The sequence below is a fragment of the Rhizobium leucaenae USDA 9039 genome (genome assembly GCF_000426285.1).
Lineage (GTDB): Bacteria > Pseudomonadota > Alphaproteobacteria > Rhizobiales > Rhizobiaceae > Rhizobium > Rhizobium leucaenae.
Map to the genome: position 1 here is coordinate 165,554 of NZ_AUFB01000007.1, position 17,941 is coordinate 183,494.

The window sequence follows — 17,941 nt, forward strand, 5'->3', positions numbered from 1 at the left end:
GCAGATGGTCACTGTAGATTTCCTGGATCTCCGTAGTCTCCGTCATCCTCGGGTCAAGCCCGAGGATGACGGTGTTTGGGGCATAGCCAAATGGCGGCGGCACAATCTGCGCTATTTCTGGCGGTAGAGGATCATGCCGCCATGATAGAGCACTCCGTCGATGAATTCTCCATCGGCGGTGAAACCGGTATCGTCCCAATAGTCGATGTGATCGCCGCTAACTTCATATCGCCCCTGATAGGCGCTTTCGCGCCGGCCGCGCGCTTCGTCATAGCGGCCGATCGGCAGCAGATTGTGGCGCACATAGCCGTCGGCGGTCACCCACAGGCCGGCATAGGAATGGCTTTGCTGGATGGCCGTAGATGCGTTGGGCTTGATGTTCATGGTGGCGCAGACCTCTGATGAGACGATGACTATGGCGCAGGCGGCAAGAGCCAAGGCGAGACTTTGGATCGCTATGGCCATCTGCAGCTACATATTGGCCGTCGGGCGCACGACGATCTCGTTGACGTCGACATCCTCTGGTTGTTCGATCGCGAAACGAACTGCGCGAGCGATGGCATCTGGCTTCAGAGCGATGGCGCGATAGGTCTTCATCGCCCCCGCGGCGACAGGATCGCTGATCGTATCGGCGAGCTCGCTTTCGACCACGCCGGGGTGGATGCAGGTAACGCGCAACGTTTTATGCTCCTGGCGCAATCCGTCCGAGATCGCCCGCACTGCATATTTCGTGGCGCAATAGACTGCCGCGGTCGGGGAAACGGCGAGCGCTCCGATCGACGCGATATTGATGATCTGGCCGGAATTGCGCGCTACCATCTCAGGCAGAACCGCGGCGATGCCGTAAAGCACGCCTTTGATGTTGACATCGATCATCCGGTCCCATTCCTCGACCTTCAGCGAGGCCATCAGGGATAGCGGCATCACACCGGCATTGTTGACGATAATGTCGACGCGTCCCCATGCCTGCCGGGCAGCGTTCACGAAGGCATCGAAGCTTCGGCGATCCGTCACATCCAAGGGGTGAGCGAGCACGGCACCGCCTGCCGCGCTCAATTCGGCAGCCAACGCTTCCAGGCGCCCGACACGCCTCGCGCCCAGCGCCACTTTTGCACCGGCGGCGGCAAGGTCTCGGGCGATACCCTCGCCGATCCCGCTCGAAGCGCCGGTAATCAGAATGACTTTGTCGATCGGCATAGCTTCATCCTTTCTCTATCCCATGTCTTGAGACCTTGACTGTAAGGCTCGGCTATTGTTTCGATAAGCCGTCAATTCCTTGCCAGATTGGAAAGAAAAAATAACCAATGGAGCCCGATCTGAATGCGCTTGCCGTCTTCGCGCTTGTTGCGGAGGAGCGGAGCTTCCGGGCAACGGCGACGAGGCTCGGTGTGACTCGCTCCGCCGTCAGTCAGACAATCCGCCGCCTCGAGGAAAATATCGGCATCGCGCTTGTGCTGCGCACGACGCGCAGCGTCAGCCTCACCGAAGCCGGAGAGAGGCTCTATGAGAGGGTGGCTCCCGCCGTTGCGGAAATGCGGAGGGCGTTGGAGAAGACCGAGGCGCTGACAGAGCTTCCGCGCGGACGGCTGCGGCTTGCGGTCTCCTCAATTGCCGAGCGTTTTCTCGCGGGACCGCTCCTTGCCGACTTCGTTCACAAATATCCCGAGGTGGAGCTGGACATCACCGTCACTGACGCGGAATTCGACATCGTCGCCGAAGGCTATGATGCGGGCGTTCGGCTAGGAGAAGTCATCGCGCAGAACATGATTGCCGTGCCGCTCGCGGGTCTCGAGCGGCAACTCGCCGTCTGCGCCCCATCCTATCGCGAATGTTTCGGCGTGCCGTCGCACCCGGCAGACCTTGCCGGGCATGCCTGCATAGGCTGGCGCCCTTCCCCGAAATCGGCACCCTATCGCTGGGAATTCGCCGAAGCGGGCAAGGAATTCAGCGTGGCGGTGCCTTCGACGATCACGACCAACGACATGGGCTTGATGATCAAACTTGCCGTCGCCGGTGCCGGCATCTCGTTCGGGATGGAGGAAAGTTTCCGCCCCGCAATCGGTCGCGGAGAGCTGATGCCGATCCTGGAGGAATATTGCCCTTATTTCGGGGGCTTCTACCTCTACTATCCAAGCCGCAGAAACACCGCGCCGAAGCTTCGCGCGCTGATCGAGCACGTCAAGCGCTTTCGAGGTTAGCGGCAAGCCCCATAGCCTTTGGAAAATTATCACGCTCCCTCCTATCATCGCACGCCGCGCAAAAGACTTGATCCCCAGCCCAACGCTTGGCATCGTTGCAGTGCAACACGACGGAAGGACAGGCCATGAAAGCACTGCTGCTGATCGACATCCAGAACGGTTTCTGTCCCGGCGGCAATCTGCCGGTGCCAGATGGAGATCAGGTGGTGCCCGTCGCCAACAAACTCATCGGCAGCGGTAAATACGATATAGTCCTTGCCTCACAGGACTGGCATCCCGCCGGCCACGGCAGCTTCGCCTCCGCTCCTGCCGGCAAAAAGCCTTTCGAAATGGGCATGCTTGCCGGCAAGCCGCAAATGATGTGGCCGGATCATTGCGTCCAGAATACCGAAGACGCCATGCTTCATCCGGAACTGAATGCCGACGGCATCGACTTCATCCAGCAGAAGGGCCAGAATCCGGCGGTCGACAGCTATTCCGCCTTTCGCGATAACGACCAGGCAGCCCTCACTGGGCTTGCTGCACATCTCAGGGCCGAAGGTGTCACCCAGCTCGACATTTGCGGGCTTGCGACAGATTACTGCGTCAAATTCTCGGCTCTGGACGCAGTCGAAATGCTGCCGGGCGTCACGGTTCGCTTTATTGCGGACGCCAGCCGCGGCATCGATCCGACCGGCGTTGAGGCCGCGATCAACGAAATGCGGTCACGCGGCGTCGCCATCATCGACAGTAAAGAGGCACTTGCCTAAAATTCCTCCTATCAGGCTAAACCTTCCCTAAAGAAAATGGCGCAAACTATTGCCGGTATTGGAGATATCGGGACATTTTTCGTGCAGTCGATCACCATCAACGGCCGTTTCCTCAGCCAGCCCCTGTCGGGCGTGCAGCGCTTTGCCCGCGAGCTGACACTGGCGCTCGACCGCAAGATCGCCGCCGGCGCCGTGCCTGCGGCGTTGAAGGGCCTCAACTGGCGGCTGGCCGTGCCGCGCGACACGCCTGTTGATATCGGGCTTTCGGCCATATCGGTCGACGCCTTCAGCTCCGGTCCAGGCCATGTCTGGGAACAGACGGCGCTGCTTGCCCATTCCCGCGGCGGCCGGCTGATCGGCTTCGGCGGCAGCGGTCCGCTGCTGCATCGCCGCCAGGCCGTGGTCATCCACGACGTGACGATCTTCCGCCATCCCCAATCCTTCAAGCGCAGCTATCGCCTGCTGCACGGTGCGCTCGGCTCGGTGCTGACCCGCACGGCGAAGATCGGCACCGTGTCTGAATTCTCGCGCAAGGAATTGGCGTCCGTCTTCCACGTGCCCACGGACGGCATCGATGTCGTCTACAACGCCGTCGATCATTTCGCCGCCATCGAGCCGGATGAAGCGATCATTGAGCGCCTGGGTCTCAAAACGAGCGGCTTCTTCCTGCTGGTCGGCACGATGAAGCCGAACAAGAATCTCGATTTCGCCATCCGCGCCTTCGAAGCGCTCGGTGATCCCGGTCAGAAGCTGGTGGTTGTCGGCGGCACCGCGCCGACCGTGTTCAAATCGGACGGCCCTGAATCGAATGATCAGATGCTCTTCCCTGGACGATTGAGCGATGCGGAAGTCGCGGCCCTCGAGCGCCACGCCACCGCTTTCGTCTTCCCGAGCCTTTATGAGGGTTTCGGCATACCGCCGCTGGAGGCGATGACGCAGGGCTGCCCGGTGCTCGCCGCCGATATCCCTGCGGTACGCGAAGCCTCCGGCACCGCCGCACTCTATTTCGATCCAACGCGGCAGGATGAACTGGTTGCCGCCATGCGCCGGATCGCCGGCGACGAAGCATTGCGCGCAGACCTGCGGCAAAGGGGCCGCGAGAACGTCGCCCGTTTCTCCTGGGACCGCAGCGCCGACCGCGTACTGACCATGCTGGAAGATCTCTGATTAGGATGCGGCCTCCCGGCGGAACATCTTGACGAAATAGCTATAGAGACCCAGCAGACAAAAGGCAGCGCCGCCGGCCATTCCGGCGCCGACTGATACCCAGAGCGAATAATCGAACCCAGCGGTCGCCAGCACCGGCACCGCCAGCCCGGCAGCGGACAGCGCGACCGGCTGCCAGACAAAATCGAAGGGAAGCGCCATGAGCACTTTCACGCCGACCGCCATCGCGAACAGCGCTCCGACCATGGCGCCGGCCATTAGTGCACCATCGCTGAAGAAAACGAGATAGCCGCCCGCCAAAGCGCCGGCATTGAGCAGTGCGCAATCTATGGCGGCCAGCAGAAAGATCGCCAGCAGCCGATGGCGCAGATGCGCTGGGGTCGGCAGCATGTTGAGCGTCAAGGCACGGCAGACCGACAGGCCGGTGACGAACGGCGCCGCACTCAGAAAACCATCGCGCAAGCCCTGTGCAATAACGAAATGACCGACCGGCTGCAGCAGTGCGAAGATCCCTGCGGCCGTCATCAAAGTGAAACCCGTGAGAAGCGAATAGTAGCCGCCGAGCTGCCGCCGGAACGCCGCTGTTGCGCCCTCGCGGTCGTAGGTTGCGACCACATCGGGATATTGGATGGCCTGAAGAGCCGAGACGATGAGCACGAAAGGCCGCTGCAGCAGGTCGAGCGCCAGCAGCGCGCCCGCAGCCCCGCCGGCGCCCAATGCCGCCGTCAGGATCGATTTCAACCCAAGCGGCGCCAACAGCCCGATGACCGAGGCACCAGCCGCCACGCTGCCATAGACAAAATGCTTTCGCACCAGCGGCAGTTGGAAACCGGCCGCCTCTCTCAGGCTGTTGCGGGTCAGGAACATTGCGAGCGCGCTATAGGCGACATACCCGGCAAGCAGACCGGCCACCGCATAGGCAAAACTCGGCATTATCGCCGCGCCGCCAAGCGTGCCGACCGCCAGAATGGTGGCCCGTGAGCCCTGCAAGCGCGAGAAGGCGCGAAACTCCTGGCGGAAGCGCAGCATGGTCAGATGCAGGTCGCTGCCGCCCTGAAAGATCGCAACCAGCCCGCCGAGCACCGCGATCTCCTTCGGCACGGCGAAGAAGGTCGATGCAAGGGCAGCCAGGATGCAGATCACAGAGCAAGTGGCGAATTCGACGGTTAGAGCCGTACGCTCCGCTGCCTCGCTGCCCGGCGCCTGACCGGGATAGAAGCGGCTGCAGGCAAAACGCACCCATTCGAAACAGAAAATCGCCGCAAATTGGCTGATGGAGATGAACAACGAATAAGCGGCATAATCCGCCGGCAACAGTAAATGCGCGACGGCGATCAGCAGCCCGAAAGCCACCGCCGCCTGATAAAAATATGCCGCCAATGCTATGATCTTTGCCATGCCGGCAGCTAACAGCAAAAAGCTGAGAAAAGCGCTAAGCTATATGCGCAACATATAATGGACTTGGGCTGTAGGGGCCTCGCGTGAATTGCCTTTTTGCACCGCACACGTTAGAAGAACCCGCGAAATCAAAGGGGAGACGGAAGGGCGTTGGGCGGCGCCGGTCCGTGGAGGAGCGTCAGCATGGAAACCATCAGCACAATAGCCGCATTGCGCGAGCGCCTTTCCGCTTATCGCAAGACAGGGAAAAGTATCGGCCTGGTGCCAACCATGGGCTATCTGCACGCCGGCCACGTGGAGTTGGTTGCCCGCGCCAGGGCCGAAAATGAGATCGTCGTCGTATCGATCTTCGTCAATCCCCTGCAATTCGGCGCCAACGAGGATCTTGGAAAATATCCGCGCGATCTGGAGCGCGACAGCGCCATGCTGCGCGCTGCCAAGGTCGACTTCCTCTTCGCTCCGACTGTGGCCGACATGTATCCGCGCCCGATGGAAACGGTAGTCGATGTCCCAAAGCTCGGCGTGGAATTGGAGGGCGCGGTTCGCCCCGGTCATTTCGCCGGCGTCGCCACGGTCGTCACCAAGCTTTTCAACATCGTGCAACCCGACAGCGCCTATTTCGGCGAGAAAGACTATCAGCAGGTGGCGATCATCCGCCGCATGGCGGACGATCTGGCTCAGCCGGTCCGCATCGTACCCGTGCCGACTGTGCGCGATGCCGACGGTTTGGCGCTGTCTTCGCGCAACGTCTACCTCTCGAAGCAAGAGCGCGCCGCCGCCGTCATCGTGCCGAAAGCGCTGGCCGAGGCTGAACGGCTCTACGCGGAAGGCGCCGACGATCCAGCCGCTTTTGAGGCAGCGCTGCGCGCCTTCATCGCCAACGAGCCGTTGGCGACGCCCGAAGTCGCCGCCGTCCGCCATCCTGATACCCTGGAGCCGCTGACGAGACTGCAGGGACAGCCTATCCTCGTCGCCCTCTTCGTCCGCATCGGCACCACCCGCCTGCTCGACAACCGCGTCATTGGCCTCACGCAGGCCGCCAGCGACAAGGCCGCCTGAAATGAGCACGATCGGACAGCCTAAGCGCACAACACCCGCCCAGATCCAGGCGATGAAGGGCACGCGCCCGATCGTCAGCCTCACGGCCTATACGACGCCGGTCGCCCGGCTTCTCGACCCGCATTGCGACCTGCTTCTCGTCGGCGATTCCCTCGGCATGGTCCTCTACGGCATGGAAACGACGGTCGGGGTCACCCTGGAGATGATGATCGCCCATGGCCAAGGCGTCATGCGCGGCGCCCAAAAGGCCTGCGTCATCGTCGACCTGCCCTTCGGTTCCTACCAGGAATCGAAGGAACAGGCCTTTCGCAATGCGGCACGCATTTTGAAAGAAACCGGCTGCAACGGCGTCAAGCTGGAGGGTGGCGAAGAAATGGCCGAGACCGTTGCCTTCCTTACTAACCGTGGCGTGCCGGTCTTTGGCCATATCGGATTGATGCCGCAACTGATCAACACCACAGGCGGCTATCGCTCACTCGGTCGCTCGGACAAGGAAGCCGATAAGATCCGGCAAGACGCGAAAGCGATCGCCGAGGCCGGCGCCTTCGCCATCGTCGTCGAGGGAACGGTCGAGCCGCTTGCCCGAGAGATCACCCAGTCGATTGCCGTCCCCACCATCGGCATCGGCGCGTCGGCGGCCTGTGACGGCCAGATCCTCGTCTCGGACGATATGCTCGGCCTCTTCAACGATTTCAAACCCCGCTTCGTGAAGCATTTTGCCGAGCTGGCGCCGACCATTTCCAAGGCGGCGGAAGCCTATGCGGAGGAAGTGAAGGCGCGGACGTTCCCAGGTCCGGAGCATACGTTCCAGGTGAAAAAGTAGCGAGACAAGTTACTGGTCGTCAGACGCGCGCTGCTCAACCGGCCGCTATTGCTCACCGCCTCCCCGGCTGTGAATGGTTTACTGCTTCCTTTTCCAGCAAATAGATCGCCTCGCCAAAATCCTCCATCTTCGTCATCAGCGCCGCATGGGCGTCGCGCAGGCCCTGATTGTAGAAATGCGGCCCGATCTCGGTCGTGAAAAAATCGAGCAGGAATTCCGCCGGCAATGCGCCGATCGTCTGGTCGAGTTCATCGGAGAAATATTGCTGAAGGCGGCCGACGATCGCGGCTTTTTCCTCTTTCGAAAAGGCAATCTTTTTCATCTATGATACCCCGGTGTTTTACGAGCAAATCCAATCGGCTAGATCAACGAAATCAATTGTCCTATCAAGGAAATTGAATTGCCGACACTCCGCCCGCAGCTTACAGCTCCATCAGTTTTCCATAAAGGACAGAGCGGGCCATGAGTCGCGCGGATTTTTTTGAAGGCTTGAAGGGCGGTATCCCGATCGGCCTCGCGGCCGCGCCGTTCGGCGCATTGTTCGGGGCCTTGGCGAGCGATCAGGGCATGTCGCTCGGCGAACTCACCCTGATGAGCGGTACCGTCTATGCCGGCGCCAGCCAGATGGTGGGCATCGATCTATTTGGCCATAATGTTCAGGCGTGGCTGATCGTTCTGTCGATCCTGGCGGTCAATTTCCGCCATGTGCTCTATTCGGCCGCGATCGCCCGTTACATCAGGCGCTTCTCGCCCGTCGAAAAATTCTTCACCTTCTTCCTGCTGGTCGATCCGCAATTTGCCGAAACGATCAAGCGCGCCGAAAGCGGCAAGCCGGTCACCTTTGCCTGGTACTTCGGTTTCGCTGCGATGATCTACGTTCCCTGGGTGCTGATCAGCCTCGTCGGCGGCATGCTTGGCAGTCTGGTCGGCGATCCCAAGACGATCGGTCTCGATATTTTGCTGCCGATCTATTTCCTCGGCATCGTCATCGGTTTCCGCAAACGCGACAATTTCCTGCCGGTGGTCATTGCCAGCACCGCCGCCTCGGCCATCGCCTATCGCTATGTCGGTTCGCCCTGGCATGTCAGCATCGGCGCCTTTGCCGGTGTTGCCCTCGCTGCCATGCTGCCGCCGGTCAGATCGAACCGAAAACCCGACCTCGCAACCGAAAATCACGAGGTCTGACCATGACCGATTTCGATCCGCATATGGTTCTGCTGATTTTCGCTGCCGCCGTCGTCACCTTTCTCACGCGCATTAGCGGCTACATCCTCATTACTAAGATGACCCGCATTCCTCCCCGCGTCGAAGCGGCGCTGAACGCGGTGCCGGCCGCCGTCCTCACCACACTCGTCGCACCGGCCTTTTTTATCGGCGGCTGGGATACGAAGGTGGCGATGGCCGTGGCGATGCTGGTAGGCTTGCGCTTTTCGGCGACGTTCATGCTCATCGCCGGTTGGGTGGTCGTAATGGTCTGGAGACATTTCCTCGGCGTTTAGCTACCTTCTCTCCGACGGAGAGAAGGATGCCCGAAGGTTGAGGGGGCGTTGCACCGTAAGGCTGCCCTGAGATAGCTACGGAATAGAAATGCCGGCCCCCTCATCCGCCCCTTTCGAGGCACCTTCTCCCCGCCGGGGAGAGGTAAGACCCTCAGTGACTTAGTTCCAGAGTCGCGTTCTCCAGCCAGGTGCGGAGATCCCCGTCATGGATCAGCGGCATCAACGCTTCACGGGTTTTGGCGTGATAATCGTTCAGCCATTGCAATTCGTCGCGGGTCAGCAGTTCCGGCAGAACCAGGCTACGGTCGATCGGGCAGAAGGTCAGCGTTTCAAAGCCGAGCATCGGCATGTCGCCACCTTCGATCTCCTCCGGATCGCGAATGTAGATCAGGTTCTCGATGCGGATGCCGAAATGGCCGGGGCGATAGTAGCCTGGTTCGTTCGACAGAATCATGCCGGGCAACAGCTCCTGCGTCGATAGCCGCGAGATACGCTGCGGACCCTCATGCACGGAAAGGTACGAGCCAACACCGTGGCCGGTGCCGTGGGCGAAATCCACACCGGCTTTCCAGAGCGCGATACGCGCCAGCGGATCGAGATCGCAGCCGCGCGAGCCCTTGGGGAAACGCGCCGTGCTGATGGCGATCATGCCTTTCAACACCAGCGTGAACAGGCGCTTCTGCTCCTCGGAAACAGCACCAATGCCCACGGTGCGGGTAATGTCGGTGGTGCCGTTGATATATTGAGCACCGGAATCGATCAGAAACAGCTCGCCGGCCTGGATCAGCCGATCGCTCGCCGTCGTGACGCGATAGTGCATGATCGCCGCGTGTTCGCCCGCACCAGCGATGGTGTCGAAGGAGATATCCTTGAGCGGGTTCTGCATGCTCTGACCGACGCGCGCGCGGCTCGCCTCCAGCCGCTCGGCGGCAGCGATTTCCGTGACCGTGCCCGGCTTGCTAGTCTCCAGCCAATAGAGGAATTCGACCATAGCGGCGCCGTCCTGCAGATGGGCGGCGGCCGACCCATTGATTTCGGCGGCATTCTTGCGCGCCCGCGGCAGCCGGGCCGGATCGGTGCTCTCCACCACCTCGCCGCCCTCACGGCGGATGAGGTCGGTCAGCGCATAGGAGGCGAGATCGGGATCGACGAGAATGCGTCCGCCATTTGCAGAGGCGGCAGCCAATTGCTTGCCGAGATCGGCAGGCGGCAATTGTCTGCAGATCTGCGCCAGATAGGCCTCCGCCTCGACCTTAGTCTTGCGCTTGTCAAGGAAGAGCTCCGCTTCACCCTCCGCATAGATGATGGCGCGGGCCAGAGGATGCGGCGTATGCGGCACGTCGTTGCCGCGAATATTGAAGATCCAGGCGACTGAAGACGGATCGGTGATCAATGCGGCTTTCCGCTTCTTGGCCTTCAGATCGGCCGCGATTGCTGTCAGCTTGTCCTTGGCGAGAACACCAGCCTGCGCGATATCCTGGATAATAACGGCGCCCAGCGGTTCGGCCGGCCGGTCGCTCCAGAGCTTGTCGAGCGGATTGTGCGGCAGGAAGACAAGCTTACCTCCGATTTCCGCCAGCGCCTTTTCCAGCCGCCGGACTTCGGCGCCGGTATGCAGCCACGGATCGACGCCGAGTCTGAAGCCCTTGGGCGCATGCCGCGGCAGCCAGACATGCGGCGGCTCGTCGACCAGATCGCCGCCGGTGAAGACCGATCCGTCCACTTGCTCGGCAAGCTGCGTCACATAGCGGCCGTCGACGAAGACCACGGCTTGCGACTGTGTCACAAGCGCAACACCCGCAGAGCCAGTGAATCCGGTCAACCAGGCCAGACGCTCCGAGCACTTGGGCACATACTCGCCCTGATATTCATCGGCACGGGGCACGAGGAAGCCGTCAATGCCGAGATCGCTGAAGGCGGCCCGCAGACCGGTGACGCGCTCGCGGCCGAATTGCGGGGTGGAAGTGACGTCGAAAGACTGGAACATGGCTTAATCCGAATATGACCCGAGAATCCGCGAAACTGAGCGGCGACAGCATGTTAGAGCATGAGCCCGAGAAGTGTGAAACAATTTTCGGGCCAGATTGTGTACTATTGATCCGAGAGGAGTTCAGATCGACGCCCTTAGGGTGAGAGAATCGGGCGTTAACGAATTCGCCCATTTCGTGAGCAGGCGGGATGAATTGTGACATCATCACGACGCGCAATATGCATCAACTGCATAGCTCCCATGAAGCATGCCCCCTGCCACGCGAAAAGGCGAGTCGCTATATGGAGCGCATCAAACGGGGTTCACGGCGAACCCACTCGAAAAGGACTATGAAAATGCCAATCTCTCGCTCCGTATATGTTAGCCCGGCGCTGGCAGGTGAGCGTCGCACCGTACGTCACTCCATCGGCGCACTTCGTCAGCTCGAAGTCGAAACGTCGAAGGCAATCGGCGCAAACCGTGGCGGTCGCCACTAACGATCACAAGACTACGCGTTCGTATTGGATCGCGGTCCGGAACTCCTCCTCCCTCTCCGGATCGAGACCTGAACGGTAGAGCCCGCTTGAGCACTCCTCCACACGCTCGCGGGCAGGATCGGTCAAATACCGATCTGCAAGGCGGTGCCTCGGCACCGCCTTTTGCATTTTACGCCCAAAGTCCCCTCTCCCGAGGGGTAAAGGATTCTATGGCCGGTCGAGATGGATCGTGACCCAGCCGTTGCGCCAGATGGTGCGCACGTGGCGCATCCTAGCGCCATTATAGGCGGCGAGCACCTTCCAACGTTGCTGGGCGAGAATGCCGGACAGAATCACCGAACCGCCGGGAGCAAGATGTGCCACCAGTTGCGGCGCCATTTTGATCAGCGGCCTCGCAAGAATATTGGCGATGATCAGATCGAACGGCCCGTGGCGGGAAAAGGCCGTGGAATGAAATCCGGGCGCCGTTTCCAGCGTAATACCGGAGGCAATGCCATTGCCGCGAACGTTTTCGCGGGCAACACGAACCGCAACCGGATCGATATCGGTGGCGAGAACCGGAATATTTCGCAGCTTACGTACGCCGATCGCCAGCACCCCGCTGCCCGTGCCGAGATCGAGCGCGTTGCGCACCCGCCGGCTGGCGAGCACCTTTTCGATCGTCTCCAGGCAACCCGCCGTCGTGCCGTGATGGCCCGTGCCGAAGGCTTGGCCGGCATCGATCTCGATCGCGATATCGCTGGGCTTCACCTTGTCGCGGTGATGCGAGCCGTGCACCAGGAAGCGCCCTGCCCGAACCGGCTTGAGTCCCTCCAGCGACTTTGCGATCCAATCGACATCGGGAATGACTTCCCTTTCGATAACGAGCTCCGGAAATGCCGGCTTCAGCACGCTCGCGAAACGGGCGTGCACATCATCTTCGTCGTCTGCGTAGAGATAAATCGAAGCTTCCCAGATATCCTTCTTTTCATCGATCTCGGTGGTGGCGATCGGCAGTTCTTCGTCTTCGAACACCGGCGTCATCAGATCGAGAATCTGCTCGGCCTTTTTCTCGGTCGTCGTTACGTACAGGCGGATTTCACTCAAGTCGTCGCTCTTTCTTACTCTTATTCGGCCCAGTCGATCCACGATGGCTTCGGCGTGTCATAGCCGGCGATATTATGAAGCAGCTCGCGCCGCGCCGGTCCGAAACGCAAAAGCAATGGCGCGAACAGATTGCGTGCGGCAATCGCCAGCGGATTTTTCATGGTGACCAGGCGGGTCAGGCCATAGGTCTGCTTCAGCACCTGTTTCACGGCTGGAATTCTGAGCGCCGAATACTCCTGTTCGCGGCCTTCCGCAATGAGCCAGGCGAGCCAGCAGGCATCCTCTATGCCGAGGTTCATGCCGCGTGCGCCGGCTGGAGAATGAATATGGGCCGCATCGCCGGCCAGGAACACGTTACCCCTGGCCATCGGCTCGACATGGCGGAAGTTGATGCGAAACTGCGAGACCCAGGTCTTTTCGGCAACCGCTTCGGGATGAACGATGCGGCTTCCGAAATCCTCCAAAGTCGAGATATAGCGCAGCACATCGGTGGATACGGGCAAGCGCCCGATCATGCCGGGATCGCAAAGCGTGATCTCGGCAAAATGCGTGTCGACCGGTTTCGCATAGCGAAAATCGGCGAGATAGAAATAGGCCTCCAACGCCTCGCCAGGAAAACCGGCGCCGAGCGCTTTTCGAACGGCGGAATGGGCACCGTCGGCGCCGATCAGGATATCGGGACGAACCGCCTCCATAGACCCGTCCGGGCGTCGGAGCATAACCTCCGGCTTGTCAACATCGGCGATGGCTTCCGCCACGACCGAGGTCTGCCACTCCGGTGCAATGCCGTGGACCGCAAGCGCCTCGATCAGCAACCGCTCGGTTACTCCCTGCGCCAGACCATGAACAGCACCGAAGCGGCCAGGCGTCTGTCGTGTGTCGACATCGGCAAGGACCCTGGTTGCAGAGCGGACGCGGAAATGGACGATCGGCTGAGCGGCCGCAAGGATGCGCTCGGTGACGCCAGAAGGCGAAAGTAGCGTCAATGTGCGGGCGTTGATGCCGAGGGCCCGGCTTTCTTCCAGGGGCGCCGGCCCTTGGCCGTCATCGACGATGCGCGGAACGAAGCCGCGCCGGGCAAGCTCCAGCGCCGCAGTCAGGCCGGCCGGACCTGCCCCCGCGATCAGGACGGATCTGGATTTCCTCTCTCCCCCGGTTCCGTCCGCCATCGGCACTCCCTAGCCCTTCTTGATCAGGTTTTGTAGCTTCTTGACCGCTATATCCGGATCTTCCTGATAGGCAATCGTGCCGGCGAACCGGCCGGCGGAATCGAGCAGGAAAACAGAGGCGGTATGATCCATAGTGTAATCGCCGTTCGGATCCTTCTCGTCGAGCGGCACCTTCTTGGCATAGACCCTGAACCCCTTGACCATATCCATCACCTTGTCGGGGTCACCCGAGATGCCGGTGATGCGGCTGGAGACGTTGGACACATACTGGTTCATGATCGCCGGCGTATCGCGCTGCGGGTCGACGGTCACGAAATAGGCGTTGAGCTTCGTCCCGTCGGGATCGACCTGCTGCATCCAGCCGTTCAGCTCGAACAAGGTCGTGGGGCAGACATCGGGACAATGCGTATAGCCGAAGAAAAGCGCCGTCGGCTTTCCACGAAACGCCTGATCGCTGATTGGCTGTCCATTCTGCGCAACCAGCGTGAACGGCACTCCGTACGGCCCGTCACTCGCAGCTTCCGGCGACTTGGTGATGCCAAAGCTCAACCAACCCAACAGCCCGGCTACGATCACCACGGCTACCCAGACAACAATCCGCACGCTCTTCATCGCTGCTTTCCTCACCACGCCGGCCGCGGCTCGATATGTGGGACGCGCAGGCGATCATTTCGAGGGTGTAGCCGGTTGAAATAGGGGACGCAATTCAAGAAGATGTTTTTGAGCTCCCGCGATCGAGGTCCGCGATCAGTTCTGCATCGGAGAATGCGAACCAGGCGCAAAGATGCGGAATCCATCTTCGCGTTAAACCAATCCTAACCACTCCGCGCCAACATCGAAACATAGAGGCGAAGTCCGACTCGCCAGCCGCCGGACATGCGGCAAACAGATCTTCTTCCAGAAGGGCATGACGCCCGCCGGAGCGAAGCGTTTCAAGCGCGAAAGCCACCGGATGCTGTCGCAGCCCTCAGCCGCTCCAGCCGATCCCATTTCAATCGCTACCGCCGCCTGCCGCCGGCGCCAAACGGGAAGTCCTTGACCATGACGAATGCCATCAAACAATCGGGCGCCTATCTGGAGATCGTCTCCTTCCACCTTGGCGATCAGGAATTCTGCATTGACATCATGGCCATCCGCGAAATCCGCGGCTGGGCGCCGGTAACGCCGATGCCGCACACGCCGCCCTATGTGCTTGGCCTCATCAATCTGCGCGGTGCGGTGATCCCCGTCATCGACATGGCCTGCCGCCTCGGCATGAAAATGACCGAACCGTCCGAACGCTCCGCCATCATCGTCACCGATATCGCCGGCAAGCTCGTCGGCCTGCTGGTCGAACAGGTCTCCGATATGATGAGCATCAAGAGCGAAGATCTGCAGCCGCCGCCGGAAATCATTCCGGAAGCGCAGCGCGCCTTCTGCCGCGGCATCGTCGCGCTCGAAAAGACCATGGTCTGCTTCCTGAATCTCGATACGGTGATCGCAGACGAGCTCGCGCAAGCGGCTTGATTTCAAGATAATACCGCAAACGAAAATCGCCCTGGAGTACGAGCTCCAGGGCGATTGTGTTTATAGGACCGTCGTCGGCAGGGGTGTTGCCGGTGCGCCGGTCACGCAGGCCGTGAACAGATGGAAGTGGCACTTCCACGTTCGTCCCTAGAACTGCACCAAAACGACGCAATTCGAAAGCGACCGATAGGTATTCAGCAACCAAAGAGCAGGACTTTTTTTGGTACAAACCCCTTGACGGTTATCAATGCGGTATCCCGGTAATCTTATTTAGGCTTGCCGTTTTTCCAGGTGACATTTTGGCCGAACAGCGGAATGGTCGAGATCGCCATTTTCGCCGAGCCATTGGTCAATTCGCGCGAATGGACGAGATAGATCAGCGTGTCGTTCTTCTTGTCGTAGATTCGGTCGACCACCAGCTTCTTCCAGATCAGCGACAACCCAGCGCGAAACACCTCCTCGCCGCCCTCCGACAGGCTGATATTGCCGATCTCGATCGGCCCTGTCTGGCGGCAGGCGATGGAGTTGTTGGAAGGATCCTCGAACCAGTTGCCTTTCCTCAGCCGGTCGATGACGCTGCGATCGAAATAGGTGACGTGACAGGTAACGCCGGACACTTCCGGATCCGGCACGGCATCGACTAGAATGTCGTTGCCGGTCCAATCCACCCCAACCTTGCCGACAATCTCGGCCGAAGCCGAAACGGGCGCCAGCGCCAGGAACGACGCAACAATAGCGGCATGCAATTTCAGTGACGTCATCGAACATCCTCCAACATCGCCGCCGATGGAGCTGCGGCGGCCCCGCTAAGGTAAGATGGCAATGGATGGATGCAAGGGAGCCGGGCCGCTCTATGGGTGCCCCACTGCCGCTCATCTGATTTCCTTCAACACGACCTCGCCTGTTTCCAGGAGCGATTTGAGGTTGGAGAGGATTTTCGGCCAGCCGCCGGATACGGCGCCGATGAACTTCGCGTTTTCCAGCTCCATGGTGTGGGTGACGGTGAGCTTTACCGCATCCTCCACCGGCTCGATATCCATGACGCAACGCGACCAGCCTTCTGCCTTCAGCTCAGGCATGAATTCGTTGCGCCATTTGATGGCGAGCCGCTTCGGCGGATCGAATTCCGAGATCTCGCCGGTGTCGGTAACCCGCCCGTCCGGGTAGGTCATCTTCCATGGCGAGCCGACCTTCCAATCGGTCTCGTGCTGGATGTTGAACCAATATTTCTTGATGAACTCCGGCGTCGTCAGCGCCGACCAGAGCTTGTCGGGCGTGGTGCGGATGAAGGTCACATAAACGAAGCTGCTTCCGGTCATGATATTTCTCCTCTTGTCAGGTGATTTCCTGCGCATGGTGATCCGGCGACAGCTACTGGCCGCCATCGCCCTCCAGTGCTTTCTTGAGGGCGGAAAGAGCGCTTAATTGGCGGCGCTCGAACTTGTTGATCCAACGTTCGGCGATGTGGTTGATCGGAACGGGATTGATGAAATGCAGCTTCTCCCGGCCTTGCCGCTGCGCGGATACCAGGTTCGCCTCTTCCAGGATGGCAAGATGTTTCGCCACGGCCTGGCGCGTTATCTCCAAGCCCTGGCAGAGCTCGCCGAGCGTCTGGCCATTCTGCTCATAAAGCCGGTCCAGCAATTGCCGCCGGCTTGCATCCGCCAGAGCTCGAAAAACCGCATCGTCATTCATGCCAAACATGGAACCATTTAGTTGCCTGTTAGGAATCTAATAGGCAACTATTTGGTTGCATGTCAAGGGCCATAATTTGAGATCGCGGCGAAAAATCCACGGGAAATCGACGCCGTCCGTCAGATAGCGATGTCGTACTGCCCCTGCTCCATGCGCAGATGATTGAGCATCCGCGCAATTCCCTCCTCCAAGCTGATGCGTGGCGCCAGTCCGTAGGAGCGCTGCAGGGCCGTGTCGCCGCAGCGATAGAAGACGCCTTCAGGGCGATCGCAGCGTCCCTTCACGACAGGATTCCAGCCAATTTGCCGGGAAATGGTTTCCGCCAGCTCCATAAAGGAGGTGGCCCGACCGGTCGAAAGATTGAGGCTTGCGCCATCCGGCAATAGTTCCTTGGTTTGCCAGATAAAATCGATGCAATCATCAATGTGGATGAAGTCCCGGCATTGCCGGCCCGAACCCCAGACGAAAACTTCCGCAGCCCCTCTTTCGTCAAGCAAGCGGCGACAAATAGCCGGGAATGGATAGGCTAGATCCTGGTCCTCGCCATAGCCACTAAATGGCCGATAGGCGACCGCCCGGTTGCCGTAGCGCTCGACATAGAGCTTCATCAGGTATTCGCCGGTCAGTTTTGCCCAACCGTAGCTGAGATCGGGCACGCCAATGGCGGCCTCGAAAGAAATCATATCCTCCGAAAGTAGCCGATGATTGGCGACCGTCTGTAGCGAGACAGGATAGGCGGCGCTGGAGCTGAAGAACACGACGCAGGCGGGTTTGGCACGCGCCGCCCATTTCCACAATTCCGTATCCACCGCCAGATCTTCGGCAACGTCGAGCGTCCGCGCCTCCAGCGTCACGCGGCCGCCGACCAGCGCGGCGAGATGGAAAACATAATCGAAATGTTCCAAAGGGCGGAGAAAGAAAGAGCGGCAATCCTCCTCGAAAAACGCAAAGCGCGATCCGGGGAAGCGCTGCCACAGATCGGGATGCCGTGCCCCCGTCCCTTCCACCAGTTGATCGACGCAGACGACATCCAACCCCTCGGCCAAAAGCCGCCTGATCAGATGCCTCCCGACAAAACCACAGCCTCCCGTTACCAAAGCCCGCGCCATGTCATTGCCCCCTTTTC

Annotated in this window: 20 protein-coding genes; 8 read left to right on the forward strand and 12 right to left on the reverse strand. The window is 60.3% G+C overall.

Annotated elements, in window-relative coordinates; all coding sequences use genetic code 11:
- Positions 1–111: 111 nt before the first annotated feature.
- Positions 112–384: an Atu4866 domain-containing protein gene (locus tag K290_RS0113160; protein ID WP_425337593.1), complete on the reverse strand. Its 273-nt coding sequence runs from the start codon at positions 382–384 to the stop codon at positions 112–114.
- 87 nt (positions 385–471) lie between these two features.
- Positions 472–1,197 (reverse strand): SDR family oxidoreductase, encoded by a 726-nt coding sequence (locus K290_RS0113165; RefSeq protein WP_028752361.1) that lies wholly within the window; start codon positions 1,195–1,197, stop codon positions 472–474.
- A 107-nt stretch (positions 1,198–1,304) separates the two neighbouring features.
- Here K290_RS0113165 and K290_RS0113170 point away from each other — a divergent pair, with 107 nt between their 5' ends.
- The 3 genes from K290_RS0113170 (at position 1,305) to K290_RS0113180 (ending at position 4,114) form a co-directional block, all read left to right on the forward strand.
- A complete protein-coding gene (locus K290_RS0113170; RefSeq protein WP_028752362.1) occupies positions 1,305–2,198 on the forward strand; it encodes a LysR family transcriptional regulator in 894 nt (297 codons plus the stop codon).
- 125 nt (positions 2,199–2,323) lie between these two features.
- Positions 2,324–2,947 carry a bifunctional nicotinamidase/pyrazinamidase gene (gene pncA, locus K290_RS0113175; RefSeq protein ID WP_028752363.1) on the forward strand — a complete coding sequence of 208 codons (624 nt, stop codon included), beginning with the start codon at positions 2,324–2,326 and terminating at the stop codon, positions 2,945–2,947.
- Between the two features lie 81 nt (positions 2,948–3,028).
- Entirely contained in the window at positions 3,029–4,114 is a 1,086-nt protein-coding gene (locus tag K290_RS0113180) for a glycosyltransferase family 4 protein (protein ID WP_028752364.1), read from the forward strand.
- Here the strand turns inward: K290_RS0113180 and K290_RS0113185 are convergent, their stop codons facing one another.
- Positions 4,115–5,512 (reverse strand): polysaccharide biosynthesis protein, encoded by a 1,398-nt coding sequence (locus tag K290_RS0113185; protein WP_028752365.1) that lies wholly within the window; start codon positions 5,510–5,512, stop codon positions 4,115–4,117.
- A 183-nt stretch (positions 5,513–5,695) separates the two neighbouring features.
- On the opposite strand from K290_RS0113185, the gene panC reads away from it, so the two are divergent.
- Together panC and panB are read left to right on the forward strand one after the other, a co-directional pair.
- A complete protein-coding gene (gene panC, locus K290_RS0113190) occupies positions 5,696–6,571 on the forward strand; it encodes a pantoate--beta-alanine ligase (RefSeq protein ID WP_028752366.1) in 876 nt (291 codons plus the stop codon).
- A 1-nt stretch (position 6,572) separates the two neighbouring features.
- Positions 6,573–7,394 carry a 3-methyl-2-oxobutanoate hydroxymethyltransferase gene (gene panB, locus K290_RS0113195; RefSeq protein WP_028752367.1) on the forward strand — a complete coding sequence of 274 codons (822 nt, stop codon included), beginning with the start codon at positions 6,573–6,575 and terminating at the stop codon, positions 7,392–7,394.
- Between the two features lie 52 nt (positions 7,395–7,446).
- On the opposite strand, the gene K290_RS0113200 is transcribed toward panB, so the two are convergent.
- The gene (locus tag K290_RS0113200) at positions 7,447–7,716 is read right to left on the reverse strand and encodes a DUF2164 domain-containing protein (RefSeq protein WP_028752368.1); all 270 of its coding nucleotides are present in this window, start codon (positions 7,714–7,716) and stop codon (positions 7,447–7,449) included.
- Positions 7,717–7,856: 140 nt separating this feature from the next.
- Here K290_RS0113200 and K290_RS0113205 point away from each other — a divergent pair, with 140 nt between their 5' ends.
- Both K290_RS0113205 and K290_RS0113210 read left to right on the forward strand, forming a co-directional pair.
- Positions 7,857–8,579 (forward strand): AzlC family ABC transporter permease, encoded by a 723-nt coding sequence (locus K290_RS0113205; protein ID WP_028752369.1) that lies wholly within the window; start codon positions 7,857–7,859, stop codon positions 8,577–8,579.
- Positions 8,580–8,581: 2 nt separating this feature from the next.
- Positions 8,582–8,893, forward strand: coding sequence for an AzlD family protein (locus tag K290_RS0113210; protein WP_028752370.1), 312 nt, complete (start codon positions 8,582–8,584; stop codon positions 8,891–8,893).
- Between the two features lie 151 nt (positions 8,894–9,044).
- Here the strand turns inward: K290_RS0113210 and K290_RS0113215 are convergent, their stop codons facing one another.
- The 4 genes from K290_RS0113215 to K290_RS0113235 form a co-directional block, all read right to left on the reverse strand.
- Positions 9,045–10,880 (reverse strand): aminopeptidase P family protein, encoded by a 1,836-nt coding sequence (locus K290_RS0113215; protein ID WP_028752371.1) that lies wholly within the window; start codon positions 10,878–10,880, stop codon positions 9,045–9,047.
- A gap of 686 nt (positions 10,881–11,566) precedes the next feature.
- The gene (locus K290_RS0113225; protein WP_028752372.1) at positions 11,567–12,445 is read right to left on the reverse strand and encodes a 50S ribosomal protein L11 methyltransferase; all 879 of its coding nucleotides are present in this window, start codon (positions 12,443–12,445) and stop codon (positions 11,567–11,569) included.
- Between the two features lie 20 nt (positions 12,446–12,465).
- The gene (locus tag K290_RS0113230; protein ID WP_028752373.1) at positions 12,466–13,614 is read right to left on the reverse strand and encodes an FAD-dependent oxidoreductase; all 1,149 of its coding nucleotides are present in this window, start codon (positions 13,612–13,614) and stop codon (positions 12,466–12,468) included.
- A 9-nt stretch (positions 13,615–13,623) separates the two neighbouring features.
- The gene (locus tag K290_RS0113235; protein WP_028752374.1) at positions 13,624–14,226 is read right to left on the reverse strand and encodes an SCO family protein; all 603 of its coding nucleotides are present in this window, start codon (positions 14,224–14,226) and stop codon (positions 13,624–13,626) included.
- A gap of 429 nt (positions 14,227–14,655) precedes the next feature.
- Between K290_RS0113235 and K290_RS0113240 the strand changes: the two genes are divergently transcribed.
- The gene (locus K290_RS0113240) at positions 14,656–15,120 is read left to right on the forward strand and encodes a chemotaxis protein CheW (protein ID WP_028752375.1); all 465 of its coding nucleotides are present in this window, start codon (positions 14,656–14,658) and stop codon (positions 15,118–15,120) included.
- Positions 15,121–15,386: 266 nt separating this feature from the next.
- Here the strand turns inward: K290_RS0113240 and K290_RS0113245 are convergent, their stop codons facing one another.
- The 4 genes from K290_RS0113245 to K290_RS0113260 form a co-directional block, all read right to left on the reverse strand.
- Complete coding sequence (locus K290_RS0113245) at positions 15,387–15,881, reverse strand: CreA family protein (RefSeq protein ID WP_028752376.1); 495 nt, start codon at positions 15,879–15,881, stop codon at positions 15,387–15,389.
- Positions 15,882–15,992: 111 nt separating this feature from the next.
- Complete coding sequence (locus K290_RS0113250; RefSeq protein WP_028752377.1) at positions 15,993–16,439, reverse strand: SRPBCC family protein; 447 nt, start codon at positions 16,437–16,439, stop codon at positions 15,993–15,995.
- A gap of 52 nt (positions 16,440–16,491) precedes the next feature.
- Complete coding sequence (locus K290_RS0113255; protein WP_028752378.1) at positions 16,492–16,815, reverse strand: ArsR/SmtB family transcription factor; 324 nt, start codon at positions 16,813–16,815, stop codon at positions 16,492–16,494.
- 119 nt (positions 16,816–16,934) lie between these two features.
- Entirely contained in the window at positions 16,935–17,924 is a 990-nt protein-coding gene (locus tag K290_RS0113260; RefSeq protein ID WP_028752379.1) for an NAD-dependent epimerase/dehydratase family protein, read from the reverse strand.
- Between the last annotated feature and the right edge of the window lie 17 nt (positions 17,925–17,941).

Coding starts and splice junctions, on each gene's coding strand:
- K290_RS0113200 (WP_028752368.1), bottom strand. CDS start 7,716: ATGAAAAAGATTGCCTTTTCGAAAGAGGAAAAAGCCGCGATCGTCGGC.
- K290_RS0113185 (WP_028752365.1), bottom strand. CDS start 5,512: ATGGCAAAGATCATAGCATTGGCGGCATATTTTTATCAGGCGGCGGTG.
- K290_RS0113260 (WP_028752379.1), bottom strand. CDS start 17,924: ATGGCGCGGGCTTTGGTAACGGGAGGCTGTGGTTTTGTCGGGAGGCAT.
- K290_RS0113165 (WP_028752361.1), bottom strand. CDS start 1,197: ATGCCGATCGACAAAGTCATTCTGATTACCGGCGCTTCGAGCGGGATC.
- K290_RS0113240 (WP_028752375.1), top strand. CDS start 14,656: ATGACGAATGCCATCAAACAATCGGGCGCCTATCTGGAGATCGTCTCC.
- K290_RS0113215 (WP_028752371.1), bottom strand. CDS start 10,880: ATGTTCCAGTCTTTCGACGTCACTTCCACCCCGCAATTCGGCCGCGAG.
- K290_RS0113245 (WP_028752376.1), bottom strand. CDS start 15,881: ATGACGTCACTGAAATTGCATGCCGCTATTGTTGCGTCGTTCCTGGCG.
- K290_RS0113235 (WP_028752374.1), bottom strand. CDS start 14,226: ATGAAGAGCGTGCGGATTGTTGTCTGGGTAGCCGTGGTGATCGTAGCC.
- K290_RS0113230 (WP_028752373.1), bottom strand. CDS start 13,614: ATGGCGGACGGAACCGGGGGAGAGAGGAAATCCAGATCCGTCCTGATC.
- K290_RS0113170 (WP_028752362.1), top strand. CDS start 1,305: ATGGAGCCCGATCTGAATGCGCTTGCCGTCTTCGCGCTTGTTGCGGAG.
- panB (WP_028752367.1), top strand. CDS start 6,573: ATGAGCACGATCGGACAGCCTAAGCGCACAACACCCGCCCAGATCCAG.
- K290_RS0113250 (WP_028752377.1), bottom strand. CDS start 16,439: ATGACCGGAAGCAGCTTCGTTTATGTGACCTTCATCCGCACCACGCCC.
- K290_RS0113205 (WP_028752369.1), top strand. CDS start 7,857: ATGAGTCGCGCGGATTTTTTTGAAGGCTTGAAGGGCGGTATCCCGATC.
- K290_RS0113160 (WP_425337593.1), bottom strand. CDS start 384: ATGAACATCAAGCCCAACGCATCTACGGCCATCCAGCAAAGCCATTCC.
- K290_RS0113210 (WP_028752370.1), top strand. CDS start 8,582: ATGACCGATTTCGATCCGCATATGGTTCTGCTGATTTTCGCTGCCGCC.
- panC (WP_028752366.1), top strand. CDS start 5,696: ATGGAAACCATCAGCACAATAGCCGCATTGCGCGAGCGCCTTTCCGCT.
- pncA (WP_028752363.1), top strand. CDS start 2,324: ATGAAAGCACTGCTGCTGATCGACATCCAGAACGGTTTCTGTCCCGGC.
- K290_RS0113255 (WP_028752378.1), bottom strand. CDS start 16,815: ATGAATGACGATGCGGTTTTTCGAGCTCTGGCGGATGCAAGCCGGCGG.